Origin of the sequence: Thermoanaerobacterium butyriciformans (genome assembly GCF_017874545.1) — a bacterium.
Taxonomy (GTDB): domain Bacteria; phylum Bacillota; class Thermoanaerobacteria; order Thermoanaerobacterales; family Thermoanaerobacteraceae; genus Thermoanaerobacterium; species Thermoanaerobacterium butyriciformans.
In genome coordinates this window covers 1-17,227 of sequence record NZ_JAGGLT010000032.1, presented here as the reverse complement: position 1 = coordinate 17,227, position 17,227 = coordinate 1, and the positions used below count along the sequence as shown (strand labels likewise).

Annotated in this window: 20 protein-coding genes; 19 read left to right on the top strand and 1 reads right to left on the bottom strand. The window is 32.1% G+C overall.

Annotated features, from left to right (window positions below; genetic code table 11):
* The first annotated feature begins 18 nt into the window (after positions 1–18).
* Together J2Z80_RS12435 and J2Z80_RS12430 are read left to right on the top strand one after the other, a co-directional pair.
* A complete protein-coding gene (locus tag J2Z80_RS12435) occupies positions 19–588 on the top strand; it encodes a LemA family protein (protein WP_209454673.1) in 570 nt (189 codons plus the stop codon).
* Between the two features lie 12 nt (positions 589–600).
* On the top strand, positions 601–1,389 hold the full coding sequence (locus J2Z80_RS12430) for a TPM domain-containing protein (protein WP_209454672.1): 789 nt from the start codon (positions 601–603) through the stop codon (positions 1,387–1,389).
* Here J2Z80_RS12430 and namA read toward each other — a convergent pair.
* Positions 1,386–2,408 (bottom strand): NADPH dehydrogenase NamA, encoded by a 1,023-nt coding sequence (gene namA / locus J2Z80_RS12425; RefSeq protein ID WP_209454671.1) that lies wholly within the window; start codon positions 2,406–2,408, stop codon positions 1,386–1,388. The genes J2Z80_RS12430 and namA overlap by 4 nt on opposite strands.
* A gap of 165 nt (positions 2,409–2,573) precedes the next feature.
* On the opposite strand from namA, the gene J2Z80_RS12420 reads away from it, so the two are divergent.
* From J2Z80_RS12420 to J2Z80_RS12340, 17 genes are all read left to right on the top strand, one after another.
* On the top strand, positions 2,574–2,795 hold the full coding sequence (locus tag J2Z80_RS12420) for a NifU family protein (protein WP_013298445.1): 222 nt from the start codon (positions 2,574–2,576) through the stop codon (positions 2,793–2,795).
* A gap of 109 nt (positions 2,796–2,904) precedes the next feature.
* Positions 2,905–4,413, top strand: a complete 1,509-nt coding sequence (locus J2Z80_RS12415; protein WP_209454670.1) for a peptidase propeptide domain-containing protein — start codon at positions 2,905–2,907, stop codon at positions 4,411–4,413.
* Between the two features lie 11 nt (positions 4,414–4,424).
* A complete protein-coding gene (locus J2Z80_RS12410; protein ID WP_245301327.1) occupies positions 4,425–4,571 on the top strand; it encodes an alpha/beta-type small acid-soluble spore protein in 147 nt (48 codons plus the stop codon).
* A gap of 48 nt (positions 4,572–4,619) precedes the next feature.
* Positions 4,620–5,375, top strand: a complete 756-nt coding sequence (locus tag J2Z80_RS12405) for an SIR2 family NAD-dependent protein deacylase (protein WP_209454669.1) — start codon at positions 4,620–4,622, stop codon at positions 5,373–5,375.
* A gap of 76 nt (positions 5,376–5,451) precedes the next feature.
* The gene (locus tag J2Z80_RS12400; RefSeq protein WP_013298441.1) at positions 5,452–5,655 is read left to right on the top strand and encodes a cold-shock protein; all 204 of its coding nucleotides are present in this window, start codon (positions 5,452–5,454) and stop codon (positions 5,653–5,655) included.
* Between the two features lie 143 nt (positions 5,656–5,798).
* A complete protein-coding gene (locus tag J2Z80_RS12395) occupies positions 5,799–8,546 on the top strand; it encodes a sigma-54-dependent transcriptional regulator (RefSeq protein WP_209454668.1) in 2,748 nt (915 codons plus the stop codon).
* A 72-nt stretch (positions 8,547–8,618) separates the two neighbouring features.
* Positions 8,619–9,029 (top strand): PTS sugar transporter subunit IIA, encoded by a 411-nt coding sequence (locus J2Z80_RS12390; RefSeq protein ID WP_209454667.1) that lies wholly within the window; start codon positions 8,619–8,621, stop codon positions 9,027–9,029.
* Positions 9,030–9,042: 13 nt separating this feature from the next.
* Positions 9,043–9,525: a PTS sugar transporter subunit IIB gene (locus J2Z80_RS12385; protein ID WP_209454666.1), complete on the top strand. Its 483-nt coding sequence runs from the start codon at positions 9,043–9,045 to the stop codon at positions 9,523–9,525.
* Between the two features lie 3 nt (positions 9,526–9,528).
* Positions 9,529–11,184 carry a mannose/fructose/sorbose PTS transporter subunit IID gene (locus tag J2Z80_RS12380; RefSeq protein ID WP_209454665.1) on the top strand — a complete coding sequence of 552 codons (1,656 nt, stop codon included), beginning with the start codon at positions 9,529–9,531 and terminating at the stop codon, positions 11,182–11,184.
* Positions 11,185–11,375: 191 nt separating this feature from the next.
* Positions 11,376–11,849, top strand: a complete 474-nt coding sequence (gene agaB, locus J2Z80_RS12375; RefSeq protein WP_209454664.1) for a PTS galactosamine transporter subunit IIB — start codon at positions 11,376–11,378, stop codon at positions 11,847–11,849.
* 14 nt (positions 11,850–11,863) lie between these two features.
* Positions 11,864–12,658 carry a PTS galactosamine transporter subunit IIC gene (gene agaC, locus J2Z80_RS12370; RefSeq protein ID WP_209454663.1) on the top strand — a complete coding sequence of 265 codons (795 nt, stop codon included), beginning with the start codon at positions 11,864–11,866 and terminating at the stop codon, positions 12,656–12,658.
* Positions 12,645–13,445 carry a PTS galactosamine transporter subunit IID gene (gene agaD, locus J2Z80_RS12365; protein ID WP_209454662.1) on the top strand — a complete coding sequence of 267 codons (801 nt, stop codon included), beginning with the start codon at positions 12,645–12,647 and terminating at the stop codon, positions 13,443–13,445. The genes agaC and agaD overlap by 14 nt, the downstream gene beginning before the upstream one ends.
* A 1-nt stretch (position 13,446) precedes the next feature.
* A complete protein-coding gene (locus J2Z80_RS12360; protein ID WP_209454661.1) occupies positions 13,447–13,884 on the top strand; it encodes a PTS sugar transporter subunit IIA in 438 nt (145 codons plus the stop codon).
* Positions 13,874–14,011, top strand: a complete 138-nt coding sequence (locus tag J2Z80_RS12355) for a hypothetical protein (RefSeq protein WP_209454660.1) — start codon at positions 13,874–13,876, stop codon at positions 14,009–14,011. Before J2Z80_RS12360 ends, J2Z80_RS12355 begins: the two co-directional genes overlap by 11 nt.
* Positions 14,012–14,070: 59 nt before the next feature.
* On the top strand, positions 14,071–14,712 hold the full coding sequence (locus J2Z80_RS12350) for an HAD family hydrolase (RefSeq protein WP_209454659.1): 642 nt from the start codon (positions 14,071–14,073) through the stop codon (positions 14,710–14,712).
* 4 nt (positions 14,713–14,716) lie between these two features.
* Positions 14,717–15,571, top strand: a complete 855-nt coding sequence (gene fba, locus J2Z80_RS12345; RefSeq protein ID WP_209454658.1) for a class II fructose-1,6-bisphosphate aldolase — start codon at positions 14,717–14,719, stop codon at positions 15,569–15,571.
* A gap of 84 nt (positions 15,572–15,655) precedes the next feature.
* On the top strand, positions 15,656–16,819 hold the full coding sequence (locus J2Z80_RS12340) for an SIS domain-containing protein (protein ID WP_209454657.1): 1,164 nt from the start codon (positions 15,656–15,658) through the stop codon (positions 16,817–16,819).
* The last annotated feature ends 408 nt before the right edge of the window (positions 16,820–17,227 follow it).

Genomic DNA, 17,227 nt, shown 5'->3' with positions numbered 1-17,227 from the left:
TTGAAAGGAGAGCAAAATATGAAAAGATCATCAATTATTTTATTTGCAGTATTAGCTGTTGTGGTAATATTTGTGGTATATTTTTTTGCAAGCTACAATTCTCTTGTCAGTCAGCAAGAGAATGTCAATAGCAAATGGAGCCAGATTGAGAATCAACTGCAAAGGAGAGCAGATTTAATACCAAATCTTGTTGAAACGGTTAAAGGATATGCAGCACATGAACAAGCTGTATTTGACAGTGTAAATAAGGCAAGAGAAAAGCTTCTTGCAGCAAATACGGTGCAGGAAAAAGCCAATGCCAACGATGAGCTTGGAACTGCACTTGGAAGATTGCTTGCCATATCAGAAAATTATCCTACATTAAAGGCGGATCAAAATTTTAGGCAGCTAAGTGATGAGCTAGCAGGTACAGAAAACAGGATTGCTGTTGCAAGAATGGACTACAACAACGCTGTACAGCAGTACAATACAAGTATTAAGCAGTTTCCAAATGTGATTATCGCCAGGATGTTTGGCTTTACAGAAAAGCAGTACTTCAAGGCTCAAGCCTCAGCATCAGAAGTTCCAAAAGTGGACTTTTCAAAATAGGGAGGTTAAATAGTGATAAAATATGGAAAAGTCTTTTTGCTGTCAATTTTATTTCTATTGATATTTACTGAAATTTTTGCAGCATCAATACCGCCGAAGCCTTCACAATACGACTATGTCTACGATTATGCAAAGCTTATGAATCAAAGTGATATTGAGACAATTAGAAGTATAGGAAAGGAAATAGAAGATTTAAGCGGTGCTCAAATTATCGTTGTCACTGTTGACGACATCGGAAATTATCAAATTTCTGACTATGCGCTAAATTTATTTAGAAGCTGGGGGATTGGTCAGAAAGACAAAAACAACGGTGTACTGCTTTTAGTAGATAAAAAAAGACTTTTAGAAGGATTAAGCGGAAAAGTATATATATCTGTAGGTTATGGGCTAGAAGGTGCCATACCTGACTCTGTAGCAGGAAGAGTGCTGGATGACTATGTGCTGCCAAAGTGGGATAACAAAGACTATTCTGGCGGTATTGTTGATGGATACAAGGCAATTGCATCATTAGTTGCCAAAGAGTATAATATAGATTTAAAAAATGTCGATACAAACGAATATCCTCAGCCAAATAATGATAATAATGATAAAGTCAAAGGCATAATTTCAGTTGTAGTTTTTATAATTTTAATACTCATTTTTTCATCTTTCCGCCGCAATTGGTGGTGGGGTGGTCCCGGAGGCTTTGGCGGAGGCTTTGGTGGAGGATTTGGTGGAAGCGGCTTTGGAGGAGGTAGTATCGGCGGAGGAGGAGGAAGCTTTGGCGGTGGTTCCACCGGTGGAGGTGGAGCTGGTCGCTAAACTCTGAATTTGCCTCTTTCATACTGCTTTGGCCATTTAATATCTTCTTTTAGATCGTGAGCTGCGTATAGAGGCCAATACGGGTTTCTTAGCAGCTCACGGCCTAAAGCTATTAAATCAGCCCTTTCATCTTTAAGGAGTTGCTCTGCCATTTCTGCTTTTGTTATAAGACCAACTGTGGCTGTTTTAAACCCCAATTCTTCCTTTATCTTTTCTGAGTATTTTACTTGATAGCCAGGATACAGATCGATTTTTGCATTTAAAAGTCCGCCACTGCTGACATCTATAATGTCTACACCTGTATCCTTTATGTGTGATAGAATATTTATTATCTCATCAATATTTATGCCACCGTTAATATAATCGTCAGCAGATACCCTTACAAATATCGGCTTATTATCTGGCCATACTTCTTTTACAGATTTTATGACTTCTTTAAGTATTCGCACTCTATTTTCAACAGAACCGCCGTATTCATCATTTCTCTTGTTGGAAAGAGGAGATAAAAATTCATGTATGAGATATCCATGGGCGGCATGTATTTCAATTATATCAAATCCAGCTTTAAAAGCTCTCTTAGCTGCATCTTTGAATTTAATAGTTATATCTTTGATTTCATCTTTTGTAAGTTCATGTGGCAACTTATATTCATTGCTCCAATTCATCGCTGAAGGTGCTACCGGCGTTTCATCAGTTACTTCTGACTTCCTGCCTGCGTGTGCCAGTTGTATTCCAACTGTAGCACCGTATTTTTTACATTCATCTACAATTTTTTTAAGTGGCTCTATTTGTTCATCATTCCACAGTCCTAAGTCATTATCAGTAATCCTTCCTCTGCTTTCAACTGCTGTGGCTTCCATCATAATCAAACCTACACCGCCAATAGCTCTAGTCACATAATGGACAAAATGCCAATTATTTGCCAATCCATCTGTATCTGCAGAATATTGGCACATTGGCGACATCATAATCCTGTTTTTTATTGTTACACTTTTAATTTTTAATGGTGTAAATAACATAGTACCATCTCCTTTCAAATATATAATACCACTTAAACAGTTAAAATAAAAATTATTATAAGAAAAAATATATCAATGCAAAAACGTATTCATGAACATGTTTTATTTCTTTTTTTTTAGTTTCGTGGTATAATAAACTTAGATTTAGATAAAGGAGGGTATATTGTGAAAGAAAGAGTAGAAGAAGTTTTAAATCTTTTAAGACCTTCTCTTCAAGCAGACGGCGGAGATGTTGAACTCATCGACGTTACTGATGACGGTGTTGTTCAAGTTAAATTGACTGGTGCTTGCGGCGGATGCCCGTTTGCAGTTATGACATTAAAAGAAGGAATAGAAAGAGCAATAAAAGAGGAGCTACCTGAAGTAAAGGAAGTTGTTGCTCTTTAAAAATAAAAAAGTCCGGATTTATTCCGGATTTTTTAATTAGAAAAAAAGGATTTTAAGAAAATACATAGAATACTATATATGGAAATAATTTCTAGGAGGTATTCTATGTATGTTTAAAAAGAATTTGATATCTTTATTATTGGCGGTAATCATTACATTTAGCTCAAATTCCTTTGCATTTGGTTTATCAGAGTATGCTTCAGACTATTATGCCAATAGATATTTGAATCTCATAAAAGAGAAAATGCCTTTTGTAAAAGATATGCATCTGGACAGCATCAAAAAAAATAATGATGGTTCATTAATCATTAGTATGAAGAAAAATAAAAATATATATAAAACACTGAATGTTTCAATAAATAATGGCAACATAACAAGTGTTGATTATTATGTTGATCCGTTAGGCTATTCTTTAGGAGAAAGTTTAGAATCAAATATAAGTGTGGATGATGCAATAACTATAGGGGAGAAATTACTTGAAAATTTGTTTAATGAGAAATTTGCATACATATCAACTATTAAAGACGAAACATATCTTGACGATGCTTTGAAAAAACCAACAATTTATAAATTATTGTTTAAAAATACAATATCTAATGTGCTAGTTTATAATTCTAATGCTTATGTATATATCGACTCTAAAAGTGGAGATATATTGAAATTAAAAGCAAAATGGTTAGATGAGTCTTTATATAATAAAAAAAAGGAAATATTGGATGCAAATGAGGCGGCAAAAATATTTAAAGATAAGTTTGATCCTGTTCTCGTATACTTAAAAAATAACGATAGTGATTTTCCAAAATACGGGTTGTACTATATATCTAACATCGATTATAACTTTTTAGGAATAAATGCCATAAATGGTAAGGCTGTAGACTATAATGGAGACGAACTTTATAATGACATTGTTTATATAAAAGGCAATTCAACAGAATTAAAAAGTTTCAATAAAATTGTGTCATATGAGGAAGCGCTGGAAATTGCAAAAAAGGAAATTTCGAACTTAAGAATAAATGATTTAAACATTTTAAGCAGCAAGAAAATAGACAAATATTCTTTGACCGGTAAAACAGCATATACGTTTAATATGAACCGCACAGATGAAGACTTAATCGCTAATGCAAGCGTAGCTGTTGATGAAGAAAGTGGAAAAGCAGTTAGCGAAAATATAGACATTTCCAACAATGATGGATTGTTTGATACTGAAGGTGATATAGATAGAGTTATTGATTATGTCAAAGGTATTTTTAGTGAAAAGACGTATAGTCTTGCACTAATAAAAAATCCTTTAATATATGGCAATGAAAAAACGTATTTGTTTTACCGAATCTACAATAATGCAATAGTTATGGATAATTATTTAAGAATTAAAACAGACAAAGATGGTAAAATAATAAATGTCTCTATAAATTGGGATGATGCAGAAAAGCCTTGTAAAAAAATTGTAGATAAAAATGTAGTAAAAAATATATTTTTAGATGAAAAACCGATTCTTTACTATATTTACAGCAATGAAGGTAAAATCCAGCCGGTTTACCTGTTTAAAAATATGGACTACATAATTGATGCATCGTCATGTAGAAAGATATCTGTCAATGAATTTAAAAAAAATAATTAGGAGTTGATATTGTGAATGAAAAACTTAAACTGGAAGCTGCAAAAGAATTAGGATTGTTGGAAAAAGCATACAAAGTAGGCTGGTCAAATTTAACTGCTCAAGAAACTGGTAAGATTGGTGCAATTGTCAAAAAGAGAAAAAAAAATAAAACTTCGTGATGCAAATTCAAGCTTAAGTGATATACTTGTATTTGAGAGGTGATAGAAATGATTGACAATGAAAATATATATGAAAAGGCGGCAGAATTAATTGAAGGATCTGGAAAGACTGTCGTATTAACAGGTGCAGGTATATCAACTGAAAGCGGCATTCCTGATTTTAGAAGCCCGGGAACTGGGCTATGGGAAAAGATGGACCCAATGGAGGCTTTGTCCACAAGAGTTTTATACAGCGATCCAGTCAAATTTTACAATAACGGCTTTAAAATTCTTTTATCGATGAAAGACGCGAAACCAAATAAAGCACATTATATTTTAGCTCAATTAGAACAAGATGGCTTGATATCTTGTGTAATAACTCAAAACATAGACAACTTGCATCAAAAAGCGGGATCCCACAAGGTGTTTGAAGTTCACGGCCAGACAAGGACCGGAAGCTGCATAAACTGCGGTGAAGTAGTTTCTATTGATTTACTGAATTCAAAAGTCGAGAAAGGAGAAATACCACCTAAATGTGACAAATGCAACGGCATATTAAGACCAGATGTGGTCATGTTTGGAGATCCGATGCCTGAAGACTTTGAAAAAGCTTGGCGTGAGGTGGAAAGCAGCGACTTAATGATTGTAATAGGCTCTTCACTGACAGTATCACCGGTAAATTTTCTCCCTGGATTAGTAAAGCACCTTATAATCATCAATAAATCAGAAACGCCTGAAGACAGGAGAGCTGATGTAGTAATAAGGGAGTCTGCAGGCGAAGCATTAAGCAAAATTGTGAGGTATTTAAAAACAGCAAAAAATTAAAATACATTTGACAATGTATATGTTTCAGTGCTATTATTAATAGGTAAATTATTTATCATGTTTGGAGGAAGATATAATGGTAAGAGGTAAAGTAAAATGGTTCAATGCTGAGAAAGGTTATGGCTTCATAGAAAGAGAAGGAGGTTCAGATGTATTCGTACATTACTCAGCAATTGAACAAGATGGTTTTAAGACATTAGAGGAAGGACAGGAAGTTGAGTTTGATATAGTGGAGGCAGAAAAAGGGCCACAAGCCGCTAACGTTAAAAAAGTTTCTTAATTGAGAAATTTAACCCTAACAGAGATGTTAGGGTTTTTAAGTATAGTTGAGGAATTATAATTTATAATAGAATTAACTTTGAAAGTAAATTTGGCATTGATTATAAAAACGTTTTATTGAAACTTTAAGGGTGGTTGGGTTTAATGAAAAACAAAGAGAAAATCTTTATTGAGTTGAAAGAACTGTCAAATAACCTTGATATAACTAAAAAGAAGGGTTTGACTGCAGAAGAGATTGCTGCCAGGTTAAATATCAAAAGAAATGTTGTTAGTCATTTTTTAAATGAATTGCATAAGGAAGGTAAGGTCGTCAAAATAAATACAAGACCAGTTTATTTTATTGATAAAGAATTTTATGAAAAGCAATCAAATTTACTTAGCAAGCAAAAATTAAATGCTGAGCCAATTGTTAAAGTGCCAAATGAAGATCCATTTATAAGGCTTATAGGATATAATGGTAGTCTTAAAACACAAGTAAAACTTTGTAAATCTGCAGCATCTTATCCGCCAAATGGTTTGCCTATTCTATTAATTGGTCATACAGGTGTTGGGAAAAGTTTTATTGCTCAGCTTATATATGAATATGCAAAATCAATAAATTTCATTGATAGAAATGCCCCTTATATTATATTTAATTGCGCAGAATATGCTGATAATCCTGAATTATTGTCAGCTAATTTATTTGGTTATATAAAGGGTGCTTTTACTGGGGCTGATAAAGATAAAAGTGGACTTTTAGAAGAAGCTGATGGTGGATATCTCTTTTTAGACGAAGTTCACAGGTTACCGCCTGAAGGGCAAGAGAAATTATTTCTATTTTTGGATAAGGGTTTATTTAGAAGACTAGGTGAAACGGGTAATTGGAGGACATCAAAAGTTAGGTTTATATTTGCGACAACTGAAGATCCAGAACGGACTTTAATAAAAACTTTCTTAAGAAGGATACCCTTGGTTGTTAATATTCCACCACTTAGTGATAGACCTTTACATGAGAAGTTGCAATTAATATATAATTTTTATAAAATTGAAGCAAAGAATCTTGGAATGGATATATTAATAAGTAAACAAGTCTTAAACACATTGCTTAGAGCAAATATTTCAGGTAATATAGGCAAGATGATAAATGTTATAAAATACAGTTGTGCTCAAGCGTATAGTCAAATGTTAAAAGACAAAATCAGTATATTGAGAATTCACTTGTATGATTTGCCAAGAGATATACAATATGATGCTGATGACATCTTGAAAGGGAATTCGCAATTTAATGGCATGTTTATATCGCAAAACAAAATAGACAAATATTTTGCTGATGACATAGAAAATGATAAGATTATAAGTGAAATAACAGAAAAGATATTAGATTTGTTTGTTAAATTTAAAAACGAAAATTTAAATATAGAAAAAATAAAAAATGAATCTTTGATGTATTTGAATCAGCTTTCTGATACGATTGTTTTTAGTGATGATGAAAACCGTGTAGATTCTTTGCTTTTTAATGCTATAAAAAGTGTAATAGATAATGTTTTAAATATCATTGAAAATAATTATGGAATAAAATATTACGGTAATACGGCAATTGTATTGACACATTTTACTAACAAGTTGTTGGAGGATATATCTGAAAAATATGCTTCTAAAGTTGAAAGTACAGTAGATGCCTTAAAGAACACATTCCCAAAGGAATTTATAATAGCTAATAAAATGGTTGAACTTATCGAAGTTAATCTGGATGCTAAACTCGATCGAATAGCAGTTGTTTATTTTACGCTTTATATTAAAAGTATGAATAAAAATGATAATGTAAGCATGATAAATTCGATAATAATTGCACATGGTTATTCTACTGCAAGTAGTATAGCGAGTGTGGCAAATAGGCTTTTAGGGTATTTTATCTTCGAATCATTTGATATGCCCATAGATATGTCAACACAAGATATTATGTTAAAGGTTGAAAGTTATTTAAAAAATATCGATACTTCAAAAGGTATTATCATATTAGTCGATATGGGTTCGCTAGAAGATATATACAAGTCTTTGATTAATGTAGTAGATGGAGATATAGGTATAATTAATAATATTACGACTCAACTTGCATTAGATGTGGGTAGTAGGATTATTCAAGGGCAATCTTTAGAACAAATTGTTGTAGAGTCTGTTAAGAAAAATAATAGCACTTACAAATATATAAAATCAAATAAAAACAAAAAGAGCGGTATTATAACAACGTGTATGACAGGAATTGGAACAGCCGTAAAGATAAAAGATCTTTTGAATGAATGCTTAGCAAATGATGGTATTGAAATAATTGCATATGATTATGATAGGCTTAAAGGTAATGGATTTAAAGATGAGATATTCAAAAATTACAATATAAAACTTATAATAGGAACGGCTGATCCTGGTATAAAAGAAGTCCCATATATGTCTTTGGAAGATTTGATTACAGGACGCGGTGATATTGTATTTAATAAAGTATTAAAAGATCTGACGGACATTAAAAAAATAGAACGGGTTAACCAGCTTATAGTTAAGCTTTTTTCGCTTCAAAATGTGTTAAATTATTTAACTATATTAAATCCTGATAAAATAATTGATCAGGTTGAAAAAGCTATTTCAGATTTGGAGATAAGTTTGGGCTTTAAATTTTCAAACGATTTAAAGATAGGATTGTATATACACATAAGTTGCCTTATTGAAAGGTTAATTATGAAAGATCCAATTATGTCTTACAGTAATTTAAATGAGTTTGAAAAGCATCATAGACAGTTTATAAATTTGATTCGATCTTCTTTTAGTGTAATAGAAGATATTTACAAAGTACAAATACCAACATCGGAAATAGGTTTTATATATGATATAATACATCAGAAAATTAATGATTTGGCTATTTAAAAATAACAAGATATGGCATAACTTTTGCAATCAATTGTTTGTTCAATTCAAGAGGAGGTACAAAATTAAAAAATGGTTGGGATAATATTAGTATCACATGGTCCATATGCTGAAGCATTATATGAGTCACTAAAAATGATATATGGTGAACAAGATAAAATTGAGACAATTAATTTTAAAATTGGAGAAAGCATAGATGATTTAAGGAAAAAGATAGATTTAGCAAAAAAAAGGTTACAAACTGAAGAAGTATTGATATTTGTTGATATTATAGGGGGTAGCCCATATAATGTAAGTTCATTGGAAATAAATGATAAAGTTAATGTTATAACAGGCTTTAATATGCCTATGATTTTGGAGATTTTATCGAGAAGAAATGAAAAATTATCAGTTGTATCTAGCATTGCAAAAAATGCAGGAAAAAATGGAATAGTTGATGTTCATGAAAAATTATACGAACGACTTAATAAGTTTTGTGATTAGGAGGAGTAACAAAATGTTGAAGGTAGTACGCCTTGATGAAAGATTGGTGCATGGACAGGTAGTAAATAACTGGTGTTCAAGTGAAGATATAACTGAAATAATTGTTATTGATAAAAATGTAGTAAGAGATGAAATACGAAAGACTTTCATTGAGATGGCAGTCCCTGAAGATATAGAGGTGCTGTTTTGTGATGTTGATGGTGCTATCAAAATATATGAAGAAGAAAGTAAATATGAAAATTTAATGATTATATTTAGCAATCCTTTCGAAATATTGGAGTTTTTAGAAAAGGGAGGGAACATTAGCAAAGTTAATATTGGCGGATTACCTTATAAAGCCGGTAAAAAGCGTATTAGTACCGCAGTCTATCTAAACGAAAGTGAAATTGAGGTTTTAAAAAAAATTGCTAAAAAAAATGTTTCCTTAGATGTGAGAATGCTTCCAAATGACAGAAGTATTAATATTTTAACATTATTACAATCGAAGGAGGAATGACGATTGACAATAACGAAATTTATATTGCTGTTTATTGTCACGTCAATTTCAGGTATAGGTGCTGCAGCAGAAGAGTTTCAAACACATAGACCGTTGATTGCATCTACATTAGTGGGTTTGGCATTGGGTGATTTAAAAACTGGTATTATAGTAGGTGCTTCAATGGAATTAATAGCATTAGGATGGATGACAATTGGAGCATCTGTTCCGCCTGATCCCGCCATTGCAGGTGCTATTGCTGCAATAATGGCGATTGTTGGAAAACAAAATGTTGGCGTGGCTATAAGTATAGCTGTTCCAGTTGCAGTTGCTGGACAAGTATTGCAAATTGTGCAAAAAAGTACTATCGATGTATTTATAATGCATGTGGCTGATAAATATGCTGAAAGAGGTAGCACAAAAGGTATAACTGCAATGCATTTTTTGACTGCAATACCTAGCGCATTAAGAGTATCAATACCATCTTTAATGGTGGCTTATTTTGCTAATACATCTCACGTAAAAGCTGTATTAGATAATTTACCTAAATCAATTACAATTGGCTTGCAAATTTCTTCTGGTTTTTTAGTTGTAGTTGGTTATGCTATGATTATGGAATTATTAAATGCTAATGAATTACTGCCATTTTTCTTTATTGGATTTTTGACTATGACTTTTACTAAAATGACTTTAGTTGGATTGGCAATAATGGGAGCTAGTTTTGCGGCAATTTTTTATTTTTATTTCATAAAAGATGATAATAAAAATACTCACAGGAGAAGAAGAACTAATTTTATAAATTATTCAGATGATAAATTTGTAGATGAAATAAATGATGAAACAGTTATTAAGGATAAACCATTAAAGCTAGAACACAAAGATCTTCTAAAGATATTTTGGAGAATGCAGTTTTATCAAATATCGTGGAATTATGAAAGAATGCAAAATTTATGTTATTGTTACAGTATCATTCCTGTTTTAAAAAAACTGTATAAGACAAAAGAGAGTTTGTCTGGAGCTTTAAAAAGGCATATGGAATATTTCAATACTCATCAATTCACGGTACCGATAGTTTTAGGAGTAAATGCTGCGATGGAAGAAGCCGTAGCAAATGAAGAAAAAATTAATGATGAAACGATTACGGGAATAAAAGTAGCTTTGATGGGACCGTTAGCAGGTTTAGGAGATCCGATATTCTGGGGAATATTAAGGCCTATGATTGGAGCTATAGGTGCTGGGATGGGTCTCAGTGGAAACTTGTTAGGGCCCGTAATATTTTTTGTTAGCATAAATGCTATAAGATTAATTATGAGATATTATGGACTAGTGATCCCATATTATAAAGGTATAAATATGATTGCATCTATGAAAGAAATATTGCCTAAAATAATGAAGACAGTTGCTGTTTTGGCTTATGTTGTAATGGGTGGATTAGTAGCTAAATGGACGATAATCAATGTGCCAATTAAGTTATACTCTTATTCAATTGATGGTAAAGTGGTTGTTGTTACGGCACAACAACAATTAGATACTATAATGCCAAATTTGTTACCACTTATATTAACTTTTCTGATATATTGGCTTCTTAGGAAGAAAGTTCCTGCAATATTTTGCATTATTGGGCTTATGATTTTAGGCATTATAGGCTATAATTTAGGTTTTTTAGGATTGCCGTCATAGAAGTTCTAAATAGTGTAATTGACAGTATACTTAATGATTATTTTCAAAGGTATAGTGTCATAATTATTTACAAAAACTATGAATTCGTTTATTGAAAAGACTGGTAAAAAGCATGTCTAGCAGTTTTACACTGCTTGGCATGCTTTTTGCATTATATAAAGTAAAATCTTTTAAAGAGAGGAGGGAAGAGGATGCCAGTGCCAAATATTTTATTAGCGCGTATAGACAACAGATTGGTTCACGGTCAAGTAGGTGTCACATGGACTACATCTTTAGGTGCAAATTTAATTGTTGTTGTTGATGATGAAGTTGCAAAAGATCCACTTCAACAAGAATTAATGGCTGTTACTGCTCAAGCATCAGGTGTTGGAATTAGATTTTTTTCAGTGGATCAAACAATAAATGTAATTCATAAAGCTGCACCAACTCAAAAGATATTTATTGTCTGCAAGACACCTGAAATAGTTAGAAAATTAATTGATGGTGGTGTACCAATAAAAGAGGTAAATGTAGGTAATATGCATTTTTCGCAAGGTAAACGCCAAATCAGCAAAAAAGTTTATGTAGATGACAAAGATATGGATGACTTGCGTTATATTAAGGAAAAGGGGGTAAACCTTTATATACAGGATGTCCCTAGTGATAGAAAAGAATATATTGATTGAGGAGGTAATGATTTATGCATAGTATAACATTAATACAGGGATTGTTGCTGGCAATTCTAGCGATCATAGTTGGTATTGATTTTTGGCTGGAGGCATTGTTTTTATTTAGACCAATTATAGTAGGAACACTGACGGGGTTGATACTTGGTGATTTACAGACAGGGTTAATTGCAGGTGGTCTTACTGAATTAGCTTTTGCCGGATTAACTCCTGCTGGTGGAACGCAACCACCAAATCCTATTTTAGCAGGAATAATGACAACTGTAATCGCATATACTACTGGAACTGATCCAAAGACAGCAATTGGATTAGCATTACCGTTTAGCTTTCTAATGCAGTATATAATATTATTTTATTATTCAAGTTTTTCATTCTTTATGCCAAAAGCTGATAAATACGCTGAAGAAGCCAATACTAGTGGCCTTGTTAAGTTGAATATTTTGACAACAGCGATTGTTGCAATTACTTATGGAATAGTTGTGTTCTTAAGTGTGTATGTTGCTCAAGACTTGATGAAGATACTAGTTAAATCTATGCCAGTATGGTTAGGACATGGTTTTGAAATAGCAGGAGGTATATTGCCGGCTGTTGGTTTTGGAATGCTTTTAAAAGTAATGATGAAAGGTCAATATGTACCATATTTCATTGTAGGATTTTTCATAGCATCATTTATACCTTTTTCAAATTTACTTCCAGTGGCTGTGATTGGTGCAGCTTTAGCAATATATGAATACTTCAATTCTAAAAATAAATTAGTCAATAATGAAATGATGGCAATGAATGGAGATGATTATAATGAAGGAATCTAAAAAAGTGTTGACTAAAAAAGACATAACCAAACTAGGACTTCTATCCTCTTTTTTGCAGGCTAGTTTTAACTATGAAAGAATGCAAGCCGGCGGTTTTACAGTTGCACAATTGCCTTTTTTAAAAAAGATTTACAAGAATGATAAAAAAGGTTTATCAGAAGCAATGACGGACGATTTAGAATTTATAAATACACATCCAAATTTTGTTGGATTTTTAATGGGATTACTTTTATCATTGGAAGAAAATCGTGAAGATAGGGCTATCATTAAGGGGTTAAAAGTCGCTTTATTTGGACCATTAGCTGGAATTGGTGATGCAATATTTTGGTTCACAATTTTGCCGATAGTTGCAGGTATTTGTTCTTCATTTGCCATGCAGGGGAATGCATTGGGGCCAATATTGTTTTTCTCTGTGTATCTGACAATATTTTTATTGAGGATAGTATGGACACATTTAGGCTATAATTTGGGTACAAAAGCGATCGATTTAATTAAGACTAATTCACAAATTATTTCTAAAGCTGCATCAATATTAGGCATAACTGTTATCGGAGGTTTAATAGCATCTTATGTTCATATAAATGTTGTAAGTAAGATTGCTATAAATGCTAAACATGCTGTATCTTTACAGACAGACTTTTTTGACAAAATTTTTCCTAATATATTGCCATTAGGGTATACGTTGTTGATATTTTATCTTCTAAAAAAGAAAAATGTAAGTCCGGTAATGCTTATTTTAACAACATTTATACTAGCTATCTTACTATCATTTATGGGGGTTCTGTAATATGAAAAAAAATATCATATTAATTGGACACGGAAATTATGCAACAGGTGTGAAAAGTTCAATAGATTTGATAGCTGGTATAAATAATCATTTATTTGCTATAGATTTTACAGAAGATGACTCTGATATAACTTTAAAAGAAAAGATACACAATGTGATAAATGAGATTATTGATAAGCCAATATTATTTGTTTGCGATATCGCAGGAGGAACTCCATTTAAAGTGGCTGCCAGCATTGCTAATTTTAATGACAATATGGAGTTGGTAGCAGGATGCAATTTAAGCTCGTTGTTAGAAGCGATATTTCAAAATGACACATTGAGTTTGGATGAACTAGCTGAATTTATTGTTAATGCTAGTAAAAATTCAACAATTCGATTTAAAAAAATTGCAGTAAGTCAAGTGAAAAATGTTCAAGAAATAGAAGATGGGATTTGATTTAGGAATGTTTAGGAATGGGAGCAGGGAAATGGATATTTTAGAACCTCTGCTCCTAAATAACTTCATTAAATTTTGTGAAATTTCCAGTAAATTTTTATTTGGATACGTAAAAGATGCTAAATAAAATGATTTATAGTCATATTTTAATATATAAATTTGATGATTTTGATTGGAAGTGATTACATGCATCAAAAAAAATGTGTATTATTTGATGTTGATGGAACATTAGTAGACACTGAGAAAGTTACTATTGAAGCGTTAAAGATAACTATGAAAGAACTTTACAACAGAGATTACAGCAGGAATGAACTGAATTTTGCTGTAGGACTTCCTGGTAAGCATACTCTGCACAAACTTGGCATTGAGAATATTGATGCAACACTTAGAGTTTGGAATGAACAAATTCAAAAACTTATAAATGAAGTGAGGATATACCCTCAAATAGAAGAGACTCTTAATTCCTTAAAAAATAAAAATATTAAATTAGGAATTGTTACTTCAAGATATGATTTTGAAGTAAAAGAAGACATTATGCTGAATGAAATTTTACATCATTTTGATTTAATAGTGACATATGATGAAAGCTTAAGGCCAAAGCCATACCCTGATCAATTGTTAAAAGCATTAAAAGAGCTTAATACAAATCCAGATGAAGCAGTATATGTTGGTGATACACATTATGATTACGGATGTGCGAAAGGCTGCAATATGGATTTTATACTGGCTAATTGGGGAGAAGTCGATCGAAGAGATAACTTCGATGATAAAAATATAAAAATATGCAATAAACCATTAGATTTATTACACTATATTATAGGGGGTTAGATGAATGGCATTAGTTAATACAGAAAAAATGCTAAATGACGCGAAATTAAATGGATATGCAGTAGGTGCATTTAACATACACAACCTCGAAACATTAAAAGCTGTTGTAAAAGCTGCTTTTGAGATGAATTCACCGTTAATTTTACAGACAACACCAGGAACAATTAAGCATGCAGGAGAAGATTATATAGCAGCAATTGCAAAAGTGGCATCTGAGAAATATGACATACCAATAGCACTACATTTAGACCACGGAAATTCTTTTGACATTGTTGTAAGGTGCTTAAGGGTAGGGTACACTTCTGCTATGTTTGATGGGTCAATGCTTCCTTACGAGCAAAATGTTGCCGCTACCAAAAAAGTAGTTGAAATAGCTCATGCAGCAGGCGTTACTGTAGAAGCAGAACTTGGTAATATAGTAGGGGTAGAAGACGATATGTACGTAAATGAAGATGCAAATGCCTTTACAGATCCGAAAATGGCAGTAGATTTTGTGGAAAAGACGGGAGTTGACTCACTGGCAATAGCTATTGGTACGGCACATGGTCTATACAAAGGAGAAGTAAGACTAGATTTTGACAGATTAAAAGAAATAAGAAGCTTAATAGATATTCCGTTGGTATTACACGGTGCATCAGGTGTGCCTGATGATTTAGTAAGAAAGGCAATAGAGCTTGGCATAAACAAATTAAATATAGCCACAGAATTAAAGATACCTTTTGCAAATGCAATAAAAGAAGTCTTTGAAAATAATCCCAGTGAAAGTGATCCAAGGAAATACCTTGCACCCGGTGAGAAAAGTGTAGAAGAAGTGGTAAAAGAAAAAATAAAGCTTTTTGGCTGTGGTGGCAAAGCATGATATTGACGATTACATTAAATACCAGCGACATGCTAAAACATACATTTGGTGAAAATTATAGTTTATAGATTAGGAGGAATTAAAATGTTACTTAGGCTAAGTGAAGAAGAATTAAAAGAGAAAAAAGGTTATGCGACGGCAAAAGAAATAGAGCAGCAACCTCGAGTGTGGAGGGAACTTTATGACATTTTATTAAAGCAAAAGAGTAAAATTGTTGAATTTTTAAATCCAATATTGTCAAAAAAAGATTTAAAAATTATTTTAACTGGTGCAGGAACATCAGCTTTTGTCGGGGATAGCAGCGAAGGTTATTTAAGAAGAAAACTTAAGATGGATGTAGAGGCCATTGATACAACGGATATTGTTGCTGCACCTCAAAATTTCTTCTTTGAAGATAAACCAACTCTTCTTATATCGCATGGAAGATCTGGCGATAGTCCGGAAAGCTTGGCTACAATAGAGTTGGCAGAAAAAATTATAAAGGATGTTTATTTTTTGAATATAACATGCAATAGAGATGGAAAAATGGCGAAAGGTACAATTGATAAGAAAAATTGTTTAAATATTTTTATGCCAGAAGAATCTAATGATGACGGCTTTGCTATGACGAGCAGCTTCACATCTATGCTTTTGACTGACTTAATGCTACCACATATTGAAGAGATTGAGAATGAAAAAGATATATTTGAGAAATTAGCAGATGAGGCTGAAAGAATAATAAAGGAAGACTCCAAAATAATAGAGGAAATATCCAAAAATAACTATGACAGACTAATATACTTAGGTAGCGGCAATTTGAAAGGGTGTGCCAGCGAGGCTGCTCTGAAATCTTTGGAATTATCTCATGGCGATGTTAATACGAATTCAAACACACCATTGGGATTTAGACATGGACCAAAATCTGCTATTAATGATACTACGTTAATAGGATTCTTTGTTTCAAACAATATTTATACACAAAAGTATGACTTAGATTTAATAGATGAGATAGCAAATGAACCTGGAAAGAGAAAATTAATGGTATTTTTACCTACTAACATATCTTTATATGGTATAGATTATATATTTAGATTAAAACAAGATTTTAGTAAATTTGAAGAGGCATTTTTGACACCTTTGTACATTATTTATGCACAGATGCTGGGATTTTATAAATCGTTAAATCTGGGCATAACGCCTGATAACCCAAATCCTGAGGGGCGTGTTAACAGGGTTGTAAAAGGTGTAACAATTTATAACTATGATTAAAAATTGACATAAACACCATCAAATACACCTAAGTATTTGATGTTATTTTTAGATATTTATAACTACTAAATAAAAAATTAAACTTTAAAGTTGCTATAAGAAAAATGCAGCCTGAAACAGTTGAAAACCCTAATATATGAATAAAAAAAGGTAAAGAAAATCAAATTTTTTTGATTTTCTTCATTTTTTAGCAGGAATCTTACGCCTTTATGTCGAATATATAAGTAAGTATACTTTAAAAATAGGAAGGGTAATGAAAATGAATGAAGATTTATCAAAAATAAGACAAAGAATTTCACAATTAAGTAAAAGGCGGCAAATGCTTGAGAATAAAATCATGAATACAGGAGATATTTTAAAAGCTTCATATTATGAACGTTTCATCGTATGTGGCAAACCAAATTGCAA

Excerpts from the sequence above, each read along its gene's own strand:
- J2Z80_RS12435 (WP_209454673.1), top strand. The coding sequence starts at position 19 with ATGAAAAGATCATCAATTATTTTATTTGCAGTATTAGCTGTTGTGGTA.
- J2Z80_RS12390 (WP_209454667.1), top strand. The coding sequence starts at position 8,619 with ATGGTTGGGATAATATTAGTATCACATGGTCCATATGCTGAAGCATTA.
- J2Z80_RS12385 (WP_209454666.1), top strand. The coding sequence starts at position 9,043 with ATGTTGAAGGTAGTACGCCTTGATGAAAGATTGGTGCATGGACAGGTA.
- fba (WP_209454658.1), top strand. The coding sequence starts at position 14,717 with ATGGCATTAGTTAATACAGAAAAAATGCTAAATGACGCGAAATTAAAT.
- J2Z80_RS12340 (WP_209454657.1), top strand. The coding sequence starts at position 15,656 with ATGTTACTTAGGCTAAGTGAAGAAGAATTAAAAGAGAAAAAAGGTTAT.
- J2Z80_RS12360 (WP_209454661.1), top strand. The coding sequence starts at position 13,447 with ATGAAAAAAAATATCATATTAATTGGACACGGAAATTATGCAACAGGT.
- J2Z80_RS12400 (WP_013298441.1), top strand. The coding sequence starts at position 5,452 with ATGGTAAGAGGTAAAGTAAAATGGTTCAATGCTGAGAAAGGTTATGGC.
- J2Z80_RS12350 (WP_209454659.1), top strand. The coding sequence starts at position 14,071 with ATGCATCAAAAAAAATGTGTATTATTTGATGTTGATGGAACATTAGTA.
- agaC (WP_209454663.1), top strand. The coding sequence starts at position 11,864 with ATGCATAGTATAACATTAATACAGGGATTGTTGCTGGCAATTCTAGCG.
- J2Z80_RS12405 (WP_209454669.1), top strand. The coding sequence starts at position 4,620 with ATGATTGACAATGAAAATATATATGAAAAGGCGGCAGAATTAATTGAA.
- agaD (WP_209454662.1), top strand. The coding sequence starts at position 12,645 with ATGAAGGAATCTAAAAAAGTGTTGACTAAAAAAGACATAACCAAACTA.
- J2Z80_RS12355 (WP_209454660.1), top strand. The coding sequence starts at position 13,874 with ATGGGATTTGATTTAGGAATGTTTAGGAATGGGAGCAGGGAAATGGAT.
- J2Z80_RS12395 (WP_209454668.1), top strand. The coding sequence starts at position 5,799 with ATGAAAAACAAAGAGAAAATCTTTATTGAGTTGAAAGAACTGTCAAAT.
- namA (WP_209454671.1), bottom strand. The coding sequence starts at position 2,408 with ATGTTATTTACACCATTAAAAATTAAAAGTGTAACAATAAAAAACAGG.
- agaB (WP_209454664.1), top strand. The coding sequence starts at position 11,376 with ATGCCAGTGCCAAATATTTTATTAGCGCGTATAGACAACAGATTGGTT.
- J2Z80_RS12415 (WP_209454670.1), top strand. The coding sequence starts at position 2,905 with ATGTTTAAAAAGAATTTGATATCTTTATTATTGGCGGTAATCATTACA.